Raw genomic sequence first — 22,360 nt, forward strand, 5'->3', positions numbered from 1 at the left:
GGCGTCGGGCGAATCTCGCGTCGATGCGATCGCGACCCCGGCGGAACGGCGAGGAGCGGCTGCCGTCGTCCTGCCGCTCGCAGGATCGGGGCGGGCCGAGGAGGTCGGGTCCGCGAGCGGGACGGCCCCTGGCGCCCCGTCCGCGCGATGCCGGCCCGCCGCCTATCCTTGAGGGCGATGTCGAACTCCCGCGCCGAGGCCGCCTACCTGCGCTCCCTCGGCGCTTTCCGGACGCCGACACTCGATCTCCTCCACGGCCGCTACGCGCCGTTCGTCGTCGCCGCCCTGTCGCTCGTGTTCACGGTCGACCGGCAGGCCGTGGCGGTCGCCGACGCGCACGCCGAGGTGGGGGAGCTGCTCGAAGAGCTCCGCTCGGCCGGGTACGACGAGGGCGAGCGCGCTCTGCCGAGCGGCACGGCGCGCGAGGTGTGCCGCTACTGGGTCCGCGTCGGCTGGCTCGTGCCGCAGATCGAGGGCGAGGCCGAGGTCTACCGGCTGAGCGCCCACGCCGTGAGCGCCCTCGAGATCACCGGGCGCACCGGAGGCGGACGCACGCGCGTCTCGAACTCGCGGGTGCGCACTCTGCTGGAGGCGGTCGAGCGGCTGGCCGCGGACGTCGAGCCCGACCCGGAGGCCCGGCTCTCGCGGCTCCGCGAGGAGCGGGCGCGCCTGGACATCGAGATCGCCGCCCTCGAGGAGGGCGCCGGTCTCGAGCCGGCCGACGACGAGCAGCTCCTGGAGGAGGCCGAGAACGTGGTGCACCTCGCCCGCGAGCTGCCGGCCGACTTCGCGCGGGTGGCGGAGTCGATCAAGGCGATGCAGCGCGACGTGGTCGCGGATCTGCGCCGCGACGTCCGCCCGACCGGCGAGGTGCTGCGGGAGTACCTCGAGCGCGGGCAGCACGTGATGCAGGCGACCAGCGAGGGCCGTGCGTTCGCCGGAGCCCTCCGCCTCCTGGGCGACCCCGAGCGGATCGACGCGCTCGCCGACCAGCTCCACACGGTGCTCGTGCAGCCGTTCTCCCGCCTGATGGACCCGGCCCAGCGCGGGGAGCTGGCCGCGATCGGCCGCCGGGTGGAGCTGGGCGTGCAGGAGGTCCTGATCGCCCAGCGTCGCGCGTCCCACGTCATCACGGGCCAGGTCCGCACCCACGACCCCGCTCGCGACCGCCAGGTGGACGAGCTGCTGCGCGACGTGATGGCGGGGCTCCAGGAGTGGACGGGCGGGATCTCGCCGGACGCGCCGGTCACGCCGCTGCGGCACCTGCCCGTCGCCGGGATCGGCCACCTGCGCCAGACCCTGGGAGACGTGCGCCCGGCCGGCGGGCCGGCGCCCCTGGCCGGAGACGACGGCGACGCCGAGTTCGTCGGCGACGACAGCCGGGCCTGGGGCGGTCCCCGCTACGCGGAGCTGGAGGCCTACGTGGCGGAGCTCGGCGACGAGTTCGATCTGGCGGACGCGTTCAGCGCGGCTCCGGAGGACACGCGACGGCCCGTCGACCTGCTCGGGCTGCTCGAGATCGCGCACCGGACGGGCCTCGTCGACCGCGAGGGCTACTCCGTCGTGAGCACGCGCCGACCCGACGGGACCGTGCGCCGCTTCGCCTTCGGATCCGTGACCGCCCGCACCGAGGAGGAGACCGACGATGAGTGACACCCTGGCGACCGACGGGCCCGCCGCCGATCCGTTCATCGCGCCCGTGTCGATGGAGGAGGACCCCGACGAGCTCTTCCCCGGCGACCGCGGCGTCCTCGACACCGAGGTGCGCCGGGTGCTCGTGCACGTGCTGCAGCGCCGCTTCCTCCTCGCCGACCGCCACCGCGAGCAGTGGGCCGTGCTCCAGGAGCACCGGCAGCTGATCGAGTCGCGGCTGAACGACCTGTTCGTGCGGCTCGTCGTCGACCACGAGCGCGGGGTCGCCTACAAGCAGCAGGTGCGCTCCGACGAGGTGGAGATGCCGGTGCTGCTGCGCGACCTCCCCTACACCCGCGCCGAGACGCTGGTGCTGGTGCACCTGCGCACGGTCCATCAGCGGGAGTCGGCGGCCGGCGAGGCGTCGGCGCGCGTGGACGTCGAGGAGGTCGAGCAGACGGTGCTCAGCTACTTCGCCGACGCCGAGCGCGACACCGCCCGCCGGCAGCGCATGGTCCGCAAGGCGCTGGAGCGGCTCGGCCGCGACGGCATCGTCGACGAGGAGTCCGCAGGGCGGTACCGGATCAGCCCGATCGTGGAGATCGTGCTGAGCGCGCCGAAGCTGCGGGAGCTGAGCGACTGGCTGCGCGGGCGGGCGGGCGAGGCCGCTTCCTCGGTGGTCGCAGACGCGGCGCTCGCCGAGGAGCCCGGCTCGGACGACGCGGAGCAGGCGGACGACGACGCGCTCGAGGGCGACGGCCTCGACGAGGACGCGGACCCGCCCACGGACGGCGTCCTGCCCGGAGCCGATGTCGCGGACGACGAGCCGCTGGACGACGAGCCGACCGACGACGACACCCCCGACCCGGAGGACGACCCCCGATGACGATGCTCGACACCCTCTTCGGCCTGATCCCCGCCGCCTCCCGCGGTCAGCAGTGGCTCGCCGAGGACCTGCAGCTGGTCAACTGGGGCGGCTACGACGGCGCGCACCGGGTCCGCTTCTCGCCGGGGGCCACACTGCTCTGCGGCGGCTCCGGCTCCGGCAAGTCCACGCTGATGGACGCCTACATCGCCCTGATGATGCCGCACACCACGCCGTTCAACGGCGCCTCGAACGGCGGAGTGACGGGCCGTCCGCGCGGCGAGGACCAGCGCAACATCCTCTCCTACGCGCGCGGCAAGCTCGACGAGTCGCGCACGGACGAGGGCACGACCATGCGCGTCCTGCGCGGCGACGGAGTCGACACCTGGACCGCCGTCGCGATGACCTGGGTCGACCACGACGGCTCGCGCTTCAGCGCGGTCCGCGCCTGGTACGTCCCGGCCGGCTCCCGGGTGCTCGAGGAGACCGTGCGGATCCGCGCGAGCGCCGAGGGCCCGGTCGACGTCGCCGCGCTCGACCGGGCGGCGGCGCACCGCTTCTCCGACGCGTCGCTGCGCGCGGCGGGCCTGGATCCGCTCGGCACCGATCGCGAGTTCTCGGCGCGTCTGCACGCGGTGCTCGGCATCGGAGCGGCGGGAGCCGGATCGAAGGCGATGAGCCTGCTCGCCCGCATCCAGGCCGGTCAGCAGATCACGACCGTCGACGACCTCTACAAGCGGCTCGTGCTCGAGGAGCCCGAGACCCTGGCCTCCGCCGACGCGGTCGTCGCCCACTTCGACGAGCTCGAGAGCACCCGGCAGCGGATGCTCACCGCGCGCCAGCAGGTCGCGGCACTCGAGCCGTTGCGGGGCCTGCGTCTGCGCATCGCCGCGTCCGCGGAGCGCGTGCGCCTCATCGACGCGCTCGGGGAGTTCGACGCCCCGGTGTCGCCGGCGGCCCTGTGGCGCGCTGAGCAGCGCCTCGGCCTGCTGCGCGACGTCGAGGCCGAGCTGCGCGAGCGCACCCGCGCCGTCGACGCCGTGCTCCGCGAGAAGCGGGCCCTCGCCGAGGCGGCGGAGTCGGAGCGGGACGGGCTCGCCGAGGTGCTGCGGGCCTCCGGCGGCGACCGCCTCGAGACGGCCCAGCGCGAGCTCCGCGAGGTGGAGCGGCGGCTGGGCGCGGCGCGCGAGAACCGCGCCCGGCTCGAGGAGGACCTGCGCGCTCTCGGCGAGCCGGAGACCACCCGCGAGCGGTTCGAGGCGGTGCTCGCCCGGGCGGCGAGCGCGGCCGACGCCAAGCGCAGCACCCGTGCGGCCTGGTCGGACGCGGTCGCCGAGCGGAAGGCCGCGGCGCGCGAGCTCGCCGAGCTCGAGGCGGAGCAGCGCTCGGCCTCGGACCGTCGGGACAGCATCCCCCGGCCTCTGCACGAGGCGCGGGAGCGGATCGCGGAGGCAGCCGGCCTCACCGCCGACGACCTGCCCTTCGTCGGCGAGCTGGTCGAGGTGCGTGCCGAGTTCGAGCCCTGGCGCGAGGCGTTCACGCTCGCCCTCGGCGGCTTCGCGACGACGCTGATGATCGACTCCGCCCACCTCGACCGCTTCCGCCGCGCCATCGACTCCCTCCGGCTCCCGGTCCGGCTCCGCTACGAGGGCGTGGAGACCGGGCTCGAGGAGGTGCGGGGCCTCGACCCGCAGACGCTCCCCGGGCGCCTCGACTACCGCGCCACCGCCTTCACCGGCTGGCTGCAGGACCGGCTCGAGGACCGCTTCGGCTACGTGTGCGTCGACAGCGCTGCGGAGCTCGGACGCCACCGGCTCGCCCTGACCCTCGCCGGTCAGCTCTCGCAGGGGCAGCGCGGTGCGCACGGCGGCCACGGCGCCGCGAACGTCCTCGGCTTCTCCAACACCGGTCGTCTCCGCGAGCTGAACGCCCTGGTCGAGGCGGCCCGGGCCCGCAGCGCGGCGGCCGTCTCGGCGGCGTCGGCGGCGGAGGAGGCCCTCGATGCGCTCGACGACCGGATGACGCGCCACGCCCGCCTCGCGCTGGTGAGCTGGGAGACGGTCGACGTCGAGTCGCTGCTCGCCGAGCAGGAGCGCTGGGAGGCGGTCGGCGCCGAGGCGGCGGAGGCGAACCCCGAGCTCGCCGGCCTGCAGGAGCAGATCGACGGGCTGCGCGGCCGCCTCGAGCGCCTCCGCCAGGAGATCGCGCGCGCCGGTGTGGAACGCGAGCGGATCGAGGCGGAGTGGGCCGTCGTGGTCGACGACGTCGACGCGAGCCAGGCGGTTCTCGATGCGGCGGAGCGCGCAGGACGCGAGCTCGACGACGACCAGCGCGCCTTCCTGGACGCTCGGTTCACGCTGACCGAGGCCGCGGCGTCCGGCAGCGCCTCGGACGTCCTGGTCCGCTTCGACGCAGCGCTCGCCACGGCAGCGCAGCGACTGGCGGAGGACCGCCGCTCCGCGGCCGAGTCGCACGAGCAGCAGCGCGAGAGCGCCGGCCGGATCATGACCGGCTTCCTCGACCGCTGGCCGAACCCCAACCTGCTCGCGGACCCCGAGGCGTCCGCGGGCGACTTCGAGCGGCTGCTCGACGCCCTCGAGACCAGCGGCCTGCACCGGCTCGAGACCGAGTGGCGCGACAGCCTGCTCACGCTCTCCGGCAACGACCTCACGAGCTTCGACTCCACGCTCGGCCGCTCGCTGCGGGAGATCCGCGAGCGGATCGAGCCGATCAACGTGATCATGCAGGATCTGCCGTTCTACGACGACGGCCACCGCCTGCAGATCACGACGCGCGAGAACCAGTCGGAGGTGCGCCGTCGCTTCCGCCGCGAGCTCCGCGAGGTGCGCGCGCAGATCCAGGCCGTGTCCGCGGAGGAGGAGCGCGAGCAGGTCTACCGGCGGATGTCCCGGCTCATCCAGCGGCTGCGGCGCACCGCGCCCGACTTCGGCGACCTCGTCGACGTCCGCAACCACGTCCGGGTCAGCGCCGAGCGCGTGGACGCCGTCACCCGAGCGCATGTGGCGCTGTACGACCACATCGGCGAGAAGTCCGGCGGGGAGTCGCAGGAGCTGATCGCCTTCATCGTCGGCGCGGCGCTGCGCTACCAGCTCGGCGACGCGGGAGCAGACCGCCCCCGGTACGCCCCGGTCTTCATGGACGAGGCGCTGATCAAGGCCGACGCCCACTTCACCAAGCGGGCGATCGGTGCGTGGCGCGGTCTCGGCTTCCAGCTCGTGATCGGCGCCCCGAACGACAAGTACAGCGCGATCGAGCCGCACGTCGAGGTGGAGTACGACATCCTCAAGGACACGCGCGGACGCTCCTGGGCCAGGCCGAAGGTGGGCCTGGCCCCCTAGGGCTGCGTGCCGATCTTCGCGTGGCTGCGCGAGTAGGCGAAGTAGATCGCGAAGCCCACGGCCAGCCAGATCAGGAAGCGCAGCCAGGTCTCGATCGAGAGGTTGAGCATCAGGTAGGTGCAGATCAGGGCCGAGAGCAGCGGGAGCCACGGGTTCAGCGGGACCCGGAAGCCGCGCTTCAGGTCGGGCCGCTTGCGGCGCAGCACCACGACGCCGACCGAGACCAGCACGAACGCCGAGAGCGTGCCGATGTTGACCATCTCCTCGAGCACGCCGATCGGAGTGAGCCCGGCGAGCAGCGCGACGACGATGGTCACGACCACGGAGGTGAACCACGGCGTGCGCAGGCGCGGGTGGACGGTGGCCAGGCGCCGGGGGAGGAGTCCGTCGCGCGCCATCGCGAAGATGATGCGCGTCGCTCCGATCAGCAGCGTCAGCACGACGGTGGTCAGACCGGCGACGGCGCCGGCCGAGATGACCGTCGCCATCCAGGTCTGCCCGTGGTAGGCGAACGCGTTGGCGAGCGCGGCCGACGGGTCGAGCTCGCGGTAGGGGACCATGCCGGTCACGACGAGGGCGACGGCGCAGTACAGGACCGTGCAGATGATCAGCGAGGCGATGATGCCGATGGGCAGGTCGCGCTGGGGGCGGCGGGTCTCCTCCGCGGTCGTCGCGACGACGTCGAACCCGATGTAGGCGAAGAACACCAGGGAGGCGCCGGCGATGATGCCGCCGACCCCGAACGTGGCCGGCTCGATGCCCGAGAGGAACTGGAGCAGCGGCTGGGTCAGACCGGACGCGGACGGCGAGGGCTCGGCGGCGGGGACGAACGGGGTGTAATTGGCGGTGTTCACGAACTGCAGGCCCGCGATGATGACGAACAGGACGATGAACAGCTTGATCGCGACGAGCACCAGGTTGACGCGCAGCGATTCCTTGATCCCGAAGGTCATCAGCGCGCCGAGCACGAGGACGAGCAGGATCGCCGGCACGTCGACCACGCCGCCGTAGGTGAGCGCCGGCGGGAGGGTCACTCCCAGCTGCTGCAGCAGCGACCCGAGGTACGCGCTCCACCCCTGCGCGACCACGCTCGCTCCGAGGAACAGCTCGAGGATCAGGTCCCAGCCGATGATCCAGGCGAAGAGCTCGCCGAGGGAGGCGTAGGAGAAGGTGTAGGCGGAGCCCGACACCGGGACCGTGGAGGCGAACTCGGCGTAGCACATGGCCGCGAGGGCGCAGGCGAAGGCGGCGACGACGAAGCTCAGGACGATCGCCGGTCCGGCGATGTCGTGGGCGGCGCGGCCGGTGAGGGTGAAGATGCCGGCGCCGATGACGACTCCGACGCCGAAGACCGTGAGATCGAGCGCGGTCAGCGACTTCTTGAGCTTGTACTCGGGCTCATCGGTGTCGGCGATCGACTGCTCGACGGACTTGGTGCGGAGGAGGCTCACGGTGGTTCTCTCTGTGGGCTGCGGGGTGGAGGCGCGAGGGCCACTGGGGAGGATAGCGGGGCGGGCGCCTCTGCCGCGCCGGGCGTCGCGCGAGTACGCTTCCCGGCCATGAGCAGGATCTTCTCCGTGGCGTTCGCCGACGTGCACCCCCTCTACGTGGCGAAGGCGGAGCGCAAGGGCCGGACGAGGGAGGAGGTCGACGAGGCGGTCCGCTGGCTCACCGGCTTCTCGGACGAGGAGCTGGCCCGGCACCTCGAGAGCAGGACGACCTTCGAGGAGTTCTTCGCGGCGGTGCGCCTGCCTCCGGAGGCCTCGGCGATCACGGGGGTGATCTGCGGCGTGCGGGTCGAGACGATCGAGGATCCGCTGATGCAGCGCATCCGGTACCTCGACAAGCTGATCGACGAGATCGCGAAGGGACGGCCGATGGCGAAGGTGCTGCGGGCTCCCGCGGCCGGCTGAGCCGCCGGACCCGGGCGCTCCTCCACAGGCGCCGATCCGCTCCGGTTCTCCCCGGTCCGGGCCGGCGGGATCTCGCGCCGCCGGCGACGCGAGCAGGGTGTCGGACATGACATCCACACAGCGAACCCCTGCTCCTCCGTCCCGCCGCCGCGATCCCGAAGTCCTGCGGGCGAGCGCGATCCAGGACCTCCTGGCGGCCGTCCCCTCCATCATCGGCATCCGACCGGAGGAGTCCGTCGTGGTGGTGCCGTTCCTCGGCACGCGCGCCGGGGGAGGCTTCCGGATCCCGCTCCCGGAGACGCTGCGCGGGATGGAGGCGGAGGCGCTGGCGGGCGGCTGCGCGGCCATGATGGAGACGACGCCGCGGGCCACCGGTGTGCTGGTGGTGGTCTGCACCCGTGCGGGCTACGCCGAGGAGCGGGGGATCCCGCATCTCGACCTCGGCCACGCGGTGCTCCGGCGCCTGGAGCGCACGCGCCTGGACATCATCGCCGTGGCCTGCATCGCCGCCGACGGATGGGGGCGCTACACGGACGCCGAGGAGTGCCGCAGGCCACGTCCGCTCCTCGAGATCGAGCGGAGCGAGACCGGCGTCCTCGCCCGAGCGGTGGCCGACGAGCCACTGGACATCGACGCGCTCTCCGTGCTGCCGCCGGTCGCCGAGGAGGATCGCGCGCTCGTCGCGGAGGTGCTCCGCCGGCCGCCCCTGGTCGGCGACACAAAACGGCTCGTCGAGCGCTGGCTCAGCGGACCGCGGGACGTCCGCCGCGAAGGACTGATCGTGCGGACCCTGCAGTCGCCGCCCCTCCGCGACCGGGTGACCGTGCAGATCGCGCGGAGCCCGCAGGCAGGAGTGGGAGTGCCGCCCGGCGCGGTGGGCGACGCCCGCGCCGGAACGGACGACGACCACGACCTCGAGCTGTCGGCCCTGCTGCTCGGTAGCGGGCGTGCTCCGGAGCGCGGCCGTCTGGCGCGGGCGACCGGGCTCCTCGCCCGCGCCGCCGCGCTGGCGCCGGAGGAGGCGCGCTCCTCCGTGCTCACCGTTCTCGCGTGGTGCTGGTGGGCGAGGGGAGTCTCGAGCCTCGCGGGGCTCCACCTCGACGAGGCGCTGCGGCTCGACCCCGACGACTCGATGGCCCGGCTCTACGCCTCGCTGTTCGCGGCCCGCCCCCTGCCGGACTGGGTGCTCGCGGCCGCTGCCGAGGCCCTCGATGCCGCGAGCGCCTGAGGTCGGGCGCCGGTCGGTGCGCTCGCCCCGGAGACGGATGCTCTTGCGCGGGGGAGGGGACGGCCCTAATGTGCAACCACATGGTTGTACGAATGGACGCCGACATCGACCTGCTCTTCCGGGCGCTGGCCGACAGCACCCGCCGCGACATCGTCGCCCGGGTGCTGGTCGGCGAGCAGTCCGTCTCCGCACTCGCGGCGCGCTACGAGATGTCGTTCGCGGCGGTGCAGAAGCACGTGGCCGTCCTCGAGCGGGCGGCACTCGTCCGCAAGCGGAGGAGGGGGCGGGAGCAGCTGGTGCAGGGCGAGGTCGCCGCAGTGCGGCGGGCGTCGCGCCTGCTCGACGCCTACGAGCAGCTGTGGGCGGGGAGGATCGACCGCATGTCGGACCTCCTCGACGAGGAGTGACACCCGCGAGCCGACCGGCGCGCGGGATCTGCTGGAGGGAGAGGCGCGATGAGCGTGCTGCAGTCCGTGAAGGACATCGAGGAACTGACCCTGACGGTGACCGCCGAGTTCGACGCGGGGATCGAGCGCGTCTGGCTCCTCTGGACGGATCCGCGCCGCCTCGAGCGCTGGTGGGGGCCGCCGACCTGGCCGGCGACCTTCGAGCGGCACGAGCCGGTCGAGGGCGGACGGAGCGCCTACGTCATGACGGGACCGGACGGCGAGCAGGCGCGCGGCTGGTGGCGCGTGACCCGGGTGGAGGAGCCGACGCGGTTCGAGTTCGAGGACGGCTTCGCCGACGAGCGCAGCGACCCGGTCGACGCGCTGGGGATCACCCGGGCCACGGTCACCCTCGACGAGATCGAGCCGGGGCGCACGCGGATGGTCCTCAGCAGCCGTTTCGAGTCGGTCGAGCAGCTCGAGCAGATGGTCCAGATGGGCATGGAGGAGGGACTCCGCCAGGCGATGGGGCAGATCGACGCGATCCTGCTCGAGGACTGAGTCGGCGCCGTCGCCCCGGAGGCCTCGGCGCTCGCCGCGCCGAGCCTCCGGGCGGAGGAGCCGTCCGCGCTACTGCTCGGGGTCGGTGAGGGCGGCGGCGTAGGCGCGGACGGAGCGCTGGTACCGGGGGAGCACCGGAGCCAGCGCCTCCAGCGCGATCCGCAGGGCCTCGTCGACGCGCCCCGCGCTGTGCAGGGCGAGCGCGAGGAACACCTCCCGCGCGGAGCCCACCGCGGGGTGCGCAGCGGCGCCGGCGAGGAGGTCGATCGCCTCATCGGTGCGGCCGAGGTTCCGGAGGGTCGAGGCGTACTGGATCGTCAACCGCGCCCGCCGCTCGTCATCCAGGCCGGCTGCGAGGGCGCGCTCGTACTCGACCGCCGCCTCCGCCTCGTGTCCCGCGCTGTCGAGGGCGCCGCCCAGCTCGAAAGCGGCGACTCCGTCGTGTCCCGGGTAGCGGGCTGCGAGGACGCGCATCCGCTCGACGACGCCGTCCGGGTCGTCCTGAGCGTCGAGGCGCTCGACCGCCGCGAGCCAGAGGGCGAGCGCGTCGGTCTCGGGGCGGTCGGGGTCGGAGGCGCGTGTCTCGATCACGCCTCCGACGCTACCGCGCCCGCACAGTGCGGGGAGCGGGGCTACGAGGCGGTCGAGTCGGCGCCGTCGTCGTCCGACCCGCCGTCGTCGGAGCCGGAGGTGCCCGCTCCGACCGGCGAGGCGCGTCGGCCGGCCTCGATCAGGGCGGTCGACGCAGCCGCTCCGCCGATCAGGGCGAACAGCGCCCAGCCGGCTCCCCACTTGCGCTTGCCGATCAGGGCGTCGAACGAGAGCGCGCCGGGGCCGTCCGCGACGATCGCGGCCGTCGCCGCGACGAGGACGGCGTTGTACTCCCACCCGCCGCCCGCGTTCCACAGGCCGTTGCTCCAGTGCACCTTGCGCACGGCGGTGACCATCGTGGCGACGAGTCCGGCGGCGGCGAGCGGAGTCGCGGCGCCGAGGGCGAGAGCGGCGCCTCCGGCCGTCTCGGTCACCGCTGCGGCGACGGCGTTGCGCCGGGCCGGGTGCATCTCCAGGCTCGACATCATCTGCTCGGTGCCGTCGAGGCCGGGGCCGTCGAACGAGCCCCGCAGCTTCTGCAGACCGTGTCCGACGAAGAGCCCGCCGACGGCGAGACGGAGAACGAGTGAGCCGACCTTCATGGTGACCTCCGGGGTGGGGTGGGGACGTGTAGTGCGAGGGTCCCGGCTGCGCCGCGCCCGGTCAAGGGGTCGCGCCCGGTGAGCGGGCCGCGCAGGAGGCGTGCGCGCTCGGCGAGGGCTCAGAGCAGCGTGTAGGCGGACGCGTCCATCATCACGGTGCCGTCGGTGCACACCTGGAGCTCGGCGGGGGCGCGGACCGCGCCGTCCGGGGCGTCGAGGACCTCGGCGACGAGGTACGCGGAGGTCCCGACCGCGCAGCCGTAGGCGCCGGGGGAGTGCCAGGCGACCCGGACGTCCGCCCGGGCGCCGGGGACGAGGATCACGGGAGCATCGGGGTTCGGGCCGGACGCGTCAGCGACCGCGCTGATCCGGTTCCCGTCGGCGTCGGTCGCGTAGACGCCGGGGATGCCCGCGAGAGCGCAGTCCGAGGAGGAGGTGCTGGTGAGCACGAGGTCGAAGGCGCTGTTCCCGGCACCCGACGCGTCGGGGTCGGGGCGGTACTCCATCGTCAGGTCGGAGCCCGTGCAGCGCGCCGCCGCCGGATCCGCGGCGGGAGAACCGGTCGACGAGGGCTCGGGGGTCGCCGTGACCGTCACGGTCACGGTGGGAGTCGGCGTCGGAGCGGGAGTCGGCGAAGACGTCGGGGTCCTGGTCGGCGTCGGCAGCGACGTCCGCGCGGACGGGGCTCCGCCGCTGCCCGCGCAGCCGGAGAGGACGAGGACGAGTGCTGCTGCTGCCAGCGCGGAGGCGCCGGTCCGGTGCGAGAACGTGCTCATGTCCGCAGTCTGCCACCGCCCGGACCGAACGGCCCCGCGGATCCGCGAGCATGCTCGGAGATCCCGGACAGGGAGGCGCAGGACGGGTGCGGCGGGCGTCCGGAGGTGCCCCCTCCTCGCGCCCGCCGCACCGGGGTCGGCGCTAGACGCGGACGACCATCTTCCCGGTGTTGCCGCCGCGCATCATCGAGAGGAACGCGTCCACGGCGTGGTCGATGCCGTCGACGACGGTCTCGTCGTAGGCGATCTCTCCGTCGGCGAACCAGCCGGCCATCAGCCGGTTGAACTCCGGCGCGTGGTCGAGGTAGCCGGACAGCGTGAATCCGCGCAGCGTGAGACCTCGGGTGATGATGTTCGCCATGTTGTCGGGGCCGGGCGTCTTCTCGGTGCTGTTGTAGCCGGCGATCGCTCCGCAGAGCGCCGCGCGGCCGCCGTCGCGGAAGGCGTCGAGGGCCGCCTCGAGGTGGTCGCCGCCGACGTTGTCGAAGTACACGTCGATCCCGTCGGGCGCGGCCTCGGCCAGCTGCTCGCGGACCGGGCCGGAGTGGTAGTCGAAGGCGGCGTCGTAGCCGTACTTCTCGGTCAGCAGGGCGACCTTCTCGGCCGAACCCGCGGATCCGACGACCCGCTCGGCTCCGAGGAGGCGCGCGATCTGGCCGGCGGCCGAGCCGACGGCTCCCGCGGCGCCCGAGACGAAGACGGTGTCGCCCTCCTTCATGCCCGCGATGGCGGTAAGCCCGACGTACGCGGTGAGTCCGGTCATCCCGAGGATGCCGAGGCGGAGCGAGAGCGGCACTCCGGGGATCTCGGGGACGACGCGGAACTGCGACGATTCGGCCTGCACGACGTCGCGCCAGCCGAGCTGGTGCAGGACCGCGCTGCCGACGGGGAACGCGGGGTCGTCGGAGACGGTCACCCGGCCGACGGCACCGCCGGTCATGGTCTCGCCGAGGGCGAAGGGCGGGGTGTAGCTCTTCACGTCGTTCATGCGGCCGCGCATGTAGGGGTCGACCGAGAGGAAGGCGTTCTCGACGCGGATCTCGCCCGCGGCCGGATCGCCGTACTCGACGGTCGCGGTCCGGAAGTCCTCGGCGACGGGCCAGCCGTCGGGGCGGCGGACGAGCTGGATCTGGGTGCTGGTGACGGTGCTCATAGGACCTTTCGTGGTGGTGGAGCGGAGGGGATCAGAGTGCGAGGCCGACGGCGAGAGCGATCACCGCGAGCAGACCCGGGGTCATCTGGGTCAGCGCGGCGCGGCGCTTGGTCGGAGCGGAGAGGAGCAGGACGAGTGCTGCGGCGACCATCGATCCGGCGCCGGCGAACACGAGGGCCGCGCCGACGGCGGTGGCGCCGATCGCGACGGCGACGATGCCCGCCACGGTGACGACGGCGAGGAAGAGGTTGTAGAAGCCCTGGTTGTAGGCCATTTCCTTCGTCGCCTCCGCCTCGCCGGCGGTCGTGCCGAACGTCGATCGGGCGCGCGAGGTCGTCCAGAGGACCGACTCGAGCACGAAGATGTAGACGTGCAGCGCCGCGGCGAGAGCGGCGAGCACCAGTCCGAGAACGATCAAGGCGGGCCTCCAGGCGATGGTCGTGATGCGGAGGGCTCCGCACCGATTGTGTAACGACCAGTCCACAATATACTGGAGCGAGCGGTCCGCGCCAGTGCGGCGCCGCAGCTGTCACGCATCAGGAGGAGCACCGTGGGTCGCACGCAGGGCTTCGACACCGAGCAGGTCGTCCGCGCCGCCCGCGCCGTCTTCTGGGAGAGCGGCTTCGAGGAGGCGTCGCTCCCGGACCTGGAGTCCGCGACCGGACTGCGCCGCTCCAGCCTCTACCACGCCTTCGGCAGCAAGCGCGGGCTCTTCGACGCTGCCGTGCAGAGCTACCTCGACGAGGTGGTGCGGCCCCGGCTCGCCCCGCTCGTCGATCCGGGAGGGGCGTCGCCGACGGCGCTCGAGGAGTACTTCACCGGGCTGCGGGCGGCGCTCGCCGACTCCCGCACGCTCTCCGCGAGGAGCGGCTGCCTGCTGCTCAACGCCGCGGGCGCGCCGATCGCGCGCGACGACGCCGTGCGCGAGGTGATCGCCGACTACCGGGCCGAGCTGCTGGGCGCACTGCGCGCCGGAGCGCTGGCCCGCTGGCCCGACGCGCAGGCGTGGGCGTCGGCTCAGGCGGACGTCCTCGTGTCGCTCCTGGTGGCCGCGCTCGTGCTGGCCCGCGTCGATCCGGCGCAGTCGCTCGCCACCGTGGACGCCGCGCTCGCGCTCGTCCGATCCTCCGCGCCCTGACGGCCGGCGCGACGAACGCGGGAGCACCGCTCTCGCGCCGGGCCCGCCCTCGCAGCCGGCGCGCCGGGTCGGCCCGCACAGCACGACGCCCCCGTGCGCCTCGCGTCCCGGTGGGACGGACGCGCGGGGGCGTCGGACGGGCGGGGTCAGTCGGTTCCGGCGTCGAACGCCGCACCCTCCGAGGCCAGGTCGGTGGCGCGTCCCAGCGCGTCGGCCGCTGCGGACCCGCCGCCCTCGGTGATCGCATCGGCCTCGCCGATCTCGAGCTCGCCGACGAGCTCGGCGGTCGGACCGCCGACGAGGCCGGCGGCCGCGTACTGCTCGAGCCGCGAGCGGGAGTCGGCGATGTCGAGGTTGCGCATCGTGAGCTGCCCGATGCGGTCCTCGGGGCCGAAGGCGGCGTCGCCGACCCGCTCCATCGAGAGCTTGTCGGGGTGGTAGCTCAGCGCGGGGCCGGTCGTGTCGAGGATCGTGTAGTCGTCGCCGCGGCGCAGGCGCAGGGTGACCTCCCCGGAGACGGCCGAGCCGACCCAGCGCTGGATGGACTCGCGCAGCATCAGCGACTGCGGGTCGAGCCAGCGGCCCTCGTACATCAGGCGGCCGAGACGGCGGCCCTCCGAGTGGTACTGGGCGACGGTGTCCTCGTTGTGGATCGCGTTCAGCAGGCGCTCGTAGGCGATGTGCAGCAGCGCCATGCCGGGGGCCTCGTAGATGCCGCGGCTCTTGGCCTCGATGATCCGGTTCTCGATCTGGTCCGAGACGCCGAGCCCGTGGCGTCCGCCGATCGCGTTCGCCTCGAGCACGAGCGCGACGGCGTCCGAGAACTCGACGCCGTTCAGCGCGACGGGGCGGCCGGCCTCGAAGCGCACCGAGACGACCTCGGAGGCGATCTCGACCTCGTCGCGCCACGACGCGACACCCATGATCGGCTCGACGAGCTCGAGGCCGCTGGAGAGCTCCTCGAGGCGCTTGGCCTCGTGGGTGGCGCCCCAGATGTTGGCGTCGGTCGAGTAGGCCTTCTCGGTGGCGTCGCGGTAGGGGAAGCCGCGGGCGACCAGCCACTCCGACATCTCGGTGCGGCCGCCGAGCTCGTTGACGAACTGCACGTCGAGCCAGGGCTTGTAGATGCGCAGGCGGGGGTTGGCGAGCAGGCCGTAGCGGTAGAACCGCTCGATGTCGTTGCCCTTGTAGGTCGAGCCGTCGCCCCAGATGTCGACGCCGTCCTCGCGCATGGCGCGGACGAGGAGGGTGCCGGTCACGGCGCGGCCGAGGGGGGTGGTGTTGAAGTAGGTCTTGCCGCCGGAGCGGATGTGGAAGGCGCCGCACTGCAGGGCGACGAGCCCCTCCTCGACCAGCGCGCTCTTCGCGTCGACGAGGCGCGAGATCTCGGCGCCGTACTGGGCCGCGCGGGACGGGACGCTCTCGATGTCGGGCTCGTCGTACTGGCCGATGTCGGCCGTGTACGTGCAGGGCACCGCGCCCTTCTCGCGCATCCAGGCGACGGCGACGGATGTGTCGAGGCCTCCCGAGAATGCGATTCCGACACGCTCGCCCACGGGCAGACTGCTCAACACTTTCGACATGACTCCGATTTTAGGAGGAACGGGGACCTCCTCCGTGCCGCGGGAGGTCCGAGCCGCCTCCCGGGGCGCCGGCGCGGGGTGCGCTCCGGCCGTGGGAGCACGTCCTCCGTCGATCCGCGTCGATCGCCGACAACCCCGACCGGGGCGCGCGAGCCGGCCGGAGGCTCCGTGGTCCGGAGGCGGCGCCCGCGCAGCCGGCGCGGATCGCCCGCTCCGGCTGAGTAGTTCCGCGCGGCCCCGATGGACGGCCGTGGCGAGCGCGTGCCAGGCTCCGCTCGACCCCGGCTTCCGCCGCCGCCGACTCCGAAAGGGCTCTCCGTGCCACGACCTCCTCATCGCCTCGCGGCGATGACCCTCGCCTGCCTGCTCGCCGCGGGCGGTTCCGCCGCTCTGGCGCCGTCCGCCCTCGCGACGCAGGCCGTCGCCGAGACTCCGACCGCCTTCGTCCCGGGGGAGACTCCGCCCGCAGAGGCGCGCGGATCGCAGACCTACACGAACGCCCTCCTCGGCGGCGACTCGCTCGACGCGGGAGAGCGCATCTTCTCGAACGGAGACTCCGCGAGCTTCGAGATGCAGGCGGACGGCAACGCCGTGATCTACGACGCCGGGCGCCGCCCCGTCTGGAGCACCAGGACCCAGGGCACCGGTGCGACCACGGTGCGGATGCAGGAGGACGGCAACCTCGTCGTCGTGACCGGCTCCGGCACGCCCGTCTGGGCGTCCGGAACCGCGGGAGAGACCGGCGCGCTCGCCCTCATCCAGGACGACGGGCAGCTCGTGCTCGTCCGCCCGAACGGGGACACGGCCTGGTCCTCGGCCGACGAGCAGGAGCCCGAGCCGGAGCCGATCGCCGACGTCCTCGACAGCGGGCGCGAGCTCTCTCCGGGACAGCAGCTGACCGCCTCGGACGGCCGCTCGCGCGCCGTGATGCAGAGCGACGGCAATCTCGTCGTCTACGTGGACGGATCGCCGCGCTGGAGCTCCGTCACCTCCGGAGCGGGCAACCGCCTCGCGATGCAGACCGACGGGAACGCGGTGGTCTCGGCCCCCGGGTCCGGCGTGCGCTGGCAGGCGGGAACGCCCGGGAACCCGGGCGCGCGGATGCGGATGCAGAACGACGGCAACCTGGTGATCACCGCCGCCTCCGGACGGCCGCTCTGGGCGAGCTCGACCTCGCGCGCGCCCGAGATCCGCGACGTCCTCTCCTCCGGCTCGCGGCTCAGCCGGGGACAGCAGCTCACCTCGCCGGACGGCCGGTCGCGCGCCTCCCTGCAGGGCGACGGCAATCTCGCGGTCTACTCGCGGGGGGACGTCCGCTGGGGCGCCGGCACCCAGGGCGAGGGCGAGACGCTCTCGATGCAGTCCGACGGCAACGCCGTGGTCACCTCCGCCTCGGGCCGACCCCTCTGGGCCTCGGGTACGGCGGGCAACCCGGGATCCCGCCTGCAGATGCAGAACGACGGCAACCTGGTCGTCTACTCCGCCTCGGGCCGCGCGCTGTGGGCGAGCGACACCCCTCCGGCGCCGCCCGCGCCCGCCGTCCGGGACACCCTCTCCTCCGGGAGCCGGCTCACGTCCGGACAGCTGCTGCGCTCCTCAGACGGAGGGAGCGAGGCGGTCATGCAGGGCGACGGCAACCTCGTCGTGTACTCGCGCGGCTCGGCCCGCTGGGCGGCCGGCACGTCCGGAGGCGGCAACCGGCTCGAGATGCAGTCCGACGGCAACGCCGTGGTCTACGCGGGCTCCGGCGGAGCGCGCTGGCAGTCCGGCACAGCGGGCAGCCCGGGCTCCCGGATGGTCATGCAGAACGACGGCAACCTGGTGATCTACTCGCCGCAGGGCCGCGCACTCTGGGCGAGCACGCAGGCCGCGGCGCCGGCGCCGGCGCCCGGCCCGGGACGACCTGCTTATCCCGGCGACGCTGTGAACTGCGACGACTTCCCGGACCAGGCCTCAGCTCAGCGGTACTTCGACCTGTACTACCCGTACTACGGCGATGTCGCAGAGCTCGACAGGGACGACGACGGGTTCGCCTGCGAGTCCAACTGAAGGCAGCGAAGGTCCGCCCCTGCCGGAGGGGCGGGCCTTCGGCGGTCCTCCGACGTCGAGAGCCTCGCCCTCCTCTCTCAGGCCCGAGCGGTCCCCTGCAGGCCTCCGGGCCGCGCCCGCGGGTCTCGAGTGGTGAACACGACCCGCCTGCGCGAGGGGCTCTCCGGCGGACGACCATCGACAAGGCGCCTTGCGCACTGATGCTCCGCTGCCGCGCGAGCTCCCGCGCCGCCGGGCGACCCGGCATGCTGGGGCAGGACTCCGCCGACGACGCGGATCGGAAGGACGCCATGACCCCGACGACCCCCTCCAGCCGCGAGAGCCTGCTGGTCACCCCTGACGAGCTCGCCGAGCTGATGGCCTCCACTGAGCCGCCGCTCGTCCTCGACGTGCGCTGGCGCCTCGACCGGCCCGACGGCCGCCCGGAGTACCTCGCGGGCCACCTGCCCGGCGCGGTGCACGTCGACCTCGATCACGAGCTGGCCGCCCACGGCGAGCCGGAGGAGGGGCGCCACCCGCTGCCTCCGATCGAGGTGCTGCAGGAGGCGGCGCGCGGCTGGGGGCTCCGCCGGGGCCGGTCCGTCGTCGTGTACGACGACGCGCAGAGCGTCCCGGCCGCACGGGCCTGGTGGCTGCTGCGGGCGACGGGAGTGGAGGACGTCCGCCTGCTCGACGGGTCGCTCGCCGGCTGGATCCGCTCGGGGCGGGAGCTCGAGACGGGCGACGTCCCGCGCGAGCGGGGCGACGTCGAGCTGGCCTATGGTCGGCTCCCGGTGCTGGACATCGACGAGGCGGCGGCGCTGCCCTCGGCGGGCGTCCTGCTCGACGCCCGCGCCCCTGAGCGGTACCGCGGCGAGGTCGAGCCGATCGACCCGCGGGCGGGCCACATCCCCGGCGCTCGGAACGCTCCCGCGTCCGCGGCGCTCGACTCCGAGGGGCGGTTCCGGCCCGCCTCCGACCTGCGCGCCGGATTCGAGGCGCTCGGCGTGCGGGAGCACGCCCCCGTCGGCGTGTACTGCGGCAGCGGCGTCTCGGCCGCGGTCGACGTCGTCGCGCTCACTCTCGCGGGCTTCGCGCCGGCGCTCTACCCGGGCTCCTGGTCGCAGTGGTCGAGCACGCCGGGCCGGACGGTGGCGACCGGGTCGGAGGACTGAAGCGCCTTCTTCGGATCGCGCGCGGAGCTCAGCTCAGGCGCGAGTGCTCGCCGAGGTGGTGCCAGGTGCGGTTGTGGTAGACGAGCGGCGCCGTGGTCTCGGAGTCCTCGGGCACGTGGGCCTCGAGGGCGTGCACGGCGACGATCGTGGACGATCCCGCCTCCATGCGGTTGATCACCGTGCCGCGGATCCAGGCGGCGGCGCCCGGGAAGAACGGCTCGCCCGTGGGCAGCCGCGACCAGAGCGACGTGTCGGCGAAGCGGTCGATGCCGCTGGTCGAGCCCAGACGCGCCAGGTCGAGCTGCTCCGCCCCGAGCAGGTGCACGACCAGCGTCTCGGACGCCTGGATGGCCGGAGAGCTGGACGAGGCGGACGAGAGCGAGAAGACGAACAGCGGCGGCTCGGCGCTCACCGAGAAGACGGAGGTCGCGGTCAGGGCGACCGGGCCGGTGCCCGGGTCGGCGGTGATCAGCGCGACTCCGGCGGCGTGGTTGCGGAACGCGAGCTTGAAGTCCTCCGGGGATAGTCCGGCGAAGGCGCGGTGCTCCGGCTCGCGGTCCGGGGTGGTGGCGAGGTTCTCGCGGCTCATCGGAGACTCCTGATCGATCGAGGGTGCGGCACGGGGTGGTGGCCCGCCGTCGCGCCGCAGCACGGCTCCTCCAGACTGGCGCACCGACCGGGGGAGGGCCGCCCTATTGCGGAGTATGACGCCGCCACCTCGGGGAACGCCGATCCGCCGCTCCCTGTTCCCGATCACGCCGCATCGGGTGCCCGTCCTCGGCGCCGGAGCCCGCGCACCCGTCGCTCGCCCTCAGCGCAACCCGTCGCCGCGGCCGCGGTCTGCGCGCAGACTCGAGGGCATGGCCCACCGTCAGCGCACGTCCACCGCGCACCCCGAGAGCAAGACCTGCGCCTCCTGCGGTCGCGAGATCGAGTGGCGCGCGAAGTGGGCACGGGACTGGGAGGACGTCCGCTACTGCTCGGACGCCTGCCGCCGTCGCGGAGTCGGACCGGAGGAGGCGCGCCTCGAGGAGGAGATCCGCACCGTCCTGCTCGCGCGAGCGGCGTCGTCGACGGCGTGCCCATCCGAGGTCGCGCGCCGGGTCGGCGGCGAGGAGTGGCGGCCGCTGATGGAGCCCGTGCGCCGGGCCGCGCGCCGCCTGGTCGACCGGGGCGAGATCGACATCGTGCAGGGCGGACAGGTCGTCGACCCCTCGCGGGCGAAGGGCCCGATCCGGCTGCGGCGGCGCCCCGGCGGACCCCTGTCGCCGGGCGGCGCCGCGGGCTAGCCTCAGCAGATGCCCAGCAGCGACGCCGTCGTCCTCACCGTCCCCGGACCGCACGGCGACCGGGAGGTGCGGATCTCGAGCCCCGAGCGCGTGCTCTTCCCGGAGCCGGGCATCACCAAGCGCGAGGTCGCGGAGTACCTGATCGCCGTCGGCGAGCCGTTCGTCGCGGCGAACGGCGGCCGCCCCGTCTCGCTGCAGCGGTTCTCCTCCGGGATCGAGGGCGAGCAGTTCTTCTCGAAGAACCCGCCCAAGGGCGCGCCCGAGTACGTCCGGTCCGTCCCGGTGACGTACCCGAGCGGGCGGGTGCATCCGCAGCTCGTGATCGACGAGCCCGCGGCCGCCGTCTGGGCGGCGCAGATGAACACCGTCGTCTTCCACCCGTGGGCGTCCCGCGCCGATGCGCCCGACCTGCCCGACCAGCTCCGGATCGACCTCGACCCGCAGCCCGGCACCGACGTCGCCGACGCGGTCGTCGCCGCGCACGCGCTGCGGGAGGTCCTGCGGGAGGCCGGCCTCGACCCGTTCGTGAAGACGTCCGGCAACCGCGGCCTGCACGTCTTCGCGCCGATCGTCGCCGAGCACGAGTTCCTCGACGTCCGCCACGCGGTGATCGCCGCGGCGCGCGAGCTGGAGCGGCGGATGCCCGAGAAGGTCACGACGGCGTGGTGGAAGGAGGAGCGCGGCGAGCGGATCTTCGTCGACTTCAACCAGGCCAACCGCGACCGGACGATCGCCGGTGCCTACAGCCCGCGGCCGCTCGCGCACGCTCCCGTCTCCACTCCGCTGGACTGGGACGAGCTCGACGGCGTCGACCCGCGGGCCTTCACGATCCGCACGGTCCCGGCGCGCCTCGCCGAGCGCGGTGATCCGTGGGCCCGGATGCACGACGCCCCCGGTCACCTCGACGCCCTGCTCGGCTGGTGGGAGCGCGATGTCGCCGCCGGCCTCGGCGAGCTGCCGTTCCCGCCCGACTTCCCCAAGATGCCGGGCGAGCCGCCCCGCGTGCAGCCCAGCCGCGCGAAGAAGGCCTAGCCGAGGACGTCGCCGAGGTCGTACGCGGTCGGCTGCTCCAGCTGCTCCATGGTGCAGGAGGCGGCGTCGCGGTCCGGGCGCCAGCGCTCGAACTGCACGGTGTGCCGGAAGCGGTCGCCCTCGCGCTGGTCGTAGCGGACCTCGAGCACGAGCTCGGGACGCAGACGCACGAAGGAGGTGTCGCGGCCGCTCGAGAACCGGCTCCGCTCGCCCTCGCCGCGCACCGGCGCTCCCCCCGCGTCGCGCTCGACCGCGGGTGCGAGCTCCTCCAGCAGCTGCACGCGACGCTCGTCGCTGAAGGCCGAGGCCCCGCCGACCTGGCGGACCTCTCCGTCGTCGCCGTGCAGGCCGAGCAGGATCGAGCCCACGCCCGGCTTGGAGGCGTGCTCGCGGTACCCGATCGCGATCACGTCGGCCGTGCGGTGGTGCTTGACCTTGAGCACGGCGCGCTTCCCGGGGGAGTAGGGCGCGGCCAGGGGCTTCGCCACGACGCCGTCCAGTCCTGCGCCCTCGAAGCGCTCCAGCCAGTCGCGCGCCAGGGCCTCGTCGTCGGTGGCGCGGCCGAGGTGCAGCGGATGCGGGACGCCGGCCATCACCGCGGCGAGCGCCTCCCGCCGCGCCGAGTACGGCTCCTCGAGCATGCTGCGCCCGTCCACGGCGAGCAGGTCGAAGGCGACGAGCATCGCCGGGGTGGTCTCCGCCAGCATCCTCACGCGGCTCGCGGCCGGATGGATGCGCTGCGAGAGCAGGTCCCAGTCGAGCCGCTGGGCACCCGGCTCGCCGGTCGCCAGGACGATCTCGCCGTCGAGCACGCAGCCGTCGGGGAGCAGCCGGAGGAAGGCCTCGACGAGCTCGGGGAAGTACCGGGTCAGCGGCTTGGAGCCGCGGCTCCCGATCTCGCACTCGCCGCCGGAGACCGAGACGATCGCGCGGAACCCGTCCCACTTCGGCTCGTAGGAGTATCCGCCCGCGATGGCGGTCTGCTCCGGCACCGCAGGAACGGCCTTGGCGAGCATCGGGGCGACGGGGAGCGCGAACGGGAGGTCCAT

21 protein-coding genes are annotated in these 22,360 nt (G+C 73.8%); 12 read left to right on the top strand and 9 right to left on the bottom strand.

What is annotated here, in order from left to right:
- Positions 1-177 precede the first annotated feature (177 nt).
- The 3 genes from C5C82_RS01530 to C5C82_RS01540 are packed head-to-tail and all read left to right on the top strand — an operon-like array spanning position 178 to position 5,856.
- Positions 178-1,653, top strand: a complete 1,476-nt coding sequence (locus C5C82_RS01530) for a DUF3375 domain-containing protein (protein ID WP_104354509.1) — start codon at positions 178-180, stop codon at positions 1,651-1,653.
- Positions 1,646-2,518: a DUF4194 domain-containing protein gene (locus C5C82_RS01535; RefSeq protein ID WP_104292437.1), complete on the top strand. Its 873-nt coding sequence runs from the start codon at positions 1,646-1,648 to the stop codon at positions 2,516-2,518. The genes C5C82_RS01530 and C5C82_RS01535 overlap by 8 nt, the downstream gene beginning before the upstream one ends.
- Positions 2,515-5,856, top strand: a complete 3,342-nt coding sequence (locus C5C82_RS01540; protein WP_104354510.1) for an ATP-binding protein — start codon at positions 2,515-2,517, stop codon at positions 5,854-5,856. Before C5C82_RS01535 ends, C5C82_RS01540 begins: the two co-directional genes overlap by 4 nt.
- Here C5C82_RS01540 and C5C82_RS01545 read toward each other — a convergent pair.
- The gene (locus C5C82_RS01545; RefSeq protein WP_104233381.1) at positions 5,853-7,307 is read right to left on the bottom strand and encodes an amino acid permease; all 1,455 of its coding nucleotides are present in this window, start codon (positions 7,305-7,307) and stop codon (positions 5,853-5,855) included. The two genes, C5C82_RS01540 and C5C82_RS01545, sit on opposite strands and share 4 nt — an antisense overlap.
- A gap of 108 nt (positions 7,308-7,415) precedes the next feature.
- Between C5C82_RS01545 and C5C82_RS01550 the strand changes: the two genes are divergently transcribed.
- From C5C82_RS01550 to C5C82_RS01565, 4 genes are all read left to right on the top strand, one after another.
- A complete protein-coding gene (locus tag C5C82_RS01550; protein WP_104354511.1) occupies positions 7,416-7,769 on the top strand; it encodes a DUF2200 domain-containing protein in 354 nt (117 codons plus the stop codon).
- 106 nt (positions 7,770-7,875) lie between these two features.
- Positions 7,876-8,997 (top strand): DUF4192 family protein, encoded by a 1,122-nt coding sequence (locus C5C82_RS01555; RefSeq protein ID WP_104354512.1) that lies wholly within the window; start codon positions 7,876-7,878, stop codon positions 8,995-8,997.
- An 80-nt stretch (positions 8,998-9,077) separates the two neighbouring features.
- Entirely contained in the window at positions 9,078-9,404 is a 327-nt protein-coding gene (locus tag C5C82_RS01560; RefSeq protein ID WP_104222609.1) for a metalloregulator ArsR/SmtB family transcription factor, read from the top strand.
- A 48-nt stretch (positions 9,405-9,452) separates the two neighbouring features.
- Positions 9,453-9,944 carry an SRPBCC domain-containing protein gene (locus C5C82_RS01565; protein WP_104295621.1) on the top strand — a complete coding sequence of 164 codons (492 nt, stop codon included), beginning with the start codon at positions 9,453-9,455 and terminating at the stop codon, positions 9,942-9,944.
- A 69-nt stretch (positions 9,945-10,013) separates the two neighbouring features.
- On the opposite strand, the gene C5C82_RS01570 is transcribed toward C5C82_RS01565, so the two are convergent.
- The 5 genes from C5C82_RS01570 to C5C82_RS01590 all read right to left on the bottom strand — a co-directional run bounded on the left by C5C82_RS01570 (position 10,014) and on the right by C5C82_RS01590 (position 13,484).
- Positions 10,014-10,535, bottom strand: a complete 522-nt coding sequence (locus C5C82_RS01570) for a tetratricopeptide repeat protein (RefSeq protein ID WP_258062897.1) — start codon at positions 10,533-10,535, stop codon at positions 10,014-10,016.
- Between the two features lie 41 nt (positions 10,536-10,576).
- A complete protein-coding gene (locus tag C5C82_RS01575; RefSeq protein ID WP_104295622.1) occupies positions 10,577-11,137 on the bottom strand; it encodes a DoxX family protein in 561 nt (186 codons plus the stop codon).
- Between the two features lie 119 nt (positions 11,138-11,256).
- Positions 11,257-11,913, bottom strand: coding sequence for a DUF4232 domain-containing protein (locus C5C82_RS01580; protein ID WP_104295623.1), 657 nt, complete (start codon positions 11,911-11,913; stop codon positions 11,257-11,259).
- A gap of 142 nt (positions 11,914-12,055) precedes the next feature.
- Positions 12,056-13,066, bottom strand: a complete 1,011-nt coding sequence (locus C5C82_RS01585) for an NADP-dependent oxidoreductase (protein ID WP_104222542.1) — start codon at positions 13,064-13,066, stop codon at positions 12,056-12,058.
- 31 nt (positions 13,067-13,097) lie between these two features.
- Positions 13,098-13,484: a DUF1304 domain-containing protein gene (locus C5C82_RS01590; protein WP_104325469.1), complete on the bottom strand. Its 387-nt coding sequence runs from the start codon at positions 13,482-13,484 to the stop codon at positions 13,098-13,100.
- Between the two features lie 132 nt (positions 13,485-13,616).
- Here C5C82_RS01590 and C5C82_RS01595 point away from each other — a divergent pair, with 132 nt between their 5' ends.
- Complete coding sequence (locus C5C82_RS01595) at positions 13,617-14,204, top strand: TetR/AcrR family transcriptional regulator (protein ID WP_104354513.1); 588 nt, start codon at positions 13,617-13,619, stop codon at positions 14,202-14,204.
- Between the two features lie 146 nt (positions 14,205-14,350).
- Here C5C82_RS01595 and argG read toward each other — a convergent pair whose 3' ends face one another.
- Positions 14,351-15,787: an argininosuccinate synthase gene (gene argG / locus C5C82_RS01600; RefSeq protein WP_104222545.1), complete on the bottom strand. Its 1,437-nt coding sequence runs from the start codon at positions 15,785-15,787 to the stop codon at positions 14,351-14,353.
- A gap of 348 nt (positions 15,788-16,135) precedes the next feature.
- Here argG and C5C82_RS17920 point away from each other — a divergent pair, with 348 nt between their 5' ends.
- Together C5C82_RS17920 and C5C82_RS01610 are read left to right on the top strand one after the other, a co-directional pair.
- On the top strand, positions 16,136-17,836 hold the full coding sequence (locus C5C82_RS17920; RefSeq protein WP_181134390.1) for an excalibur calcium-binding domain-containing protein: 1,701 nt from the start codon (positions 16,136-16,138) through the stop codon (positions 17,834-17,836).
- 290 nt (positions 17,837-18,126) lie between these two features.
- Positions 18,127-18,990 carry a sulfurtransferase gene (locus C5C82_RS01610; RefSeq protein WP_104354523.1) on the top strand — a complete coding sequence of 288 codons (864 nt, stop codon included), beginning with the start codon at positions 18,127-18,129 and terminating at the stop codon, positions 18,988-18,990.
- A gap of 28 nt (positions 18,991-19,018) precedes the next feature.
- On the opposite strand, the gene C5C82_RS01615 is transcribed toward C5C82_RS01610, so the two are convergent.
- A complete protein-coding gene (locus C5C82_RS01615) occupies positions 19,019-19,579 on the bottom strand; it encodes a flavin reductase family protein (protein ID WP_104222547.1) in 561 nt (186 codons plus the stop codon).
- 271 nt (positions 19,580-19,850) lie between these two features.
- On the opposite strand from C5C82_RS01615, the gene C5C82_RS01620 reads away from it, so the two are divergent.
- Complete coding sequence (locus C5C82_RS01620) at positions 19,851-20,279, top strand: DUF2256 and DUF3253 domain-containing protein (RefSeq protein WP_104233370.1); 429 nt, start codon at positions 19,851-19,853, stop codon at positions 20,277-20,279.
- Between the two features lie 9 nt (positions 20,280-20,288).
- Positions 20,289-21,311 carry a non-homologous end-joining DNA ligase gene (ligD, locus tag C5C82_RS01625; RefSeq protein WP_181134391.1) on the top strand — a complete coding sequence of 341 codons (1,023 nt, stop codon included), beginning with the start codon at positions 20,289-20,291 and terminating at the stop codon, positions 21,309-21,311.
- On the opposite strand, the gene C5C82_RS01630 is transcribed toward ligD, so the two are convergent.
- Positions 21,308-22,360, bottom strand: coding sequence for an ATP-dependent DNA ligase (locus C5C82_RS01630; protein ID WP_104354515.1), 1,053 nt, complete (start codon positions 22,358-22,360; stop codon positions 21,308-21,310). The genes ligD and C5C82_RS01630 overlap by 4 nt on opposite strands.

The organism is Rathayibacter sp. AY1D5, from assembly GCF_002932515.1.
Lineage (GTDB): Bacteria > Actinomycetota > Actinomycetes > Actinomycetales > Microbacteriaceae > Rathayibacter.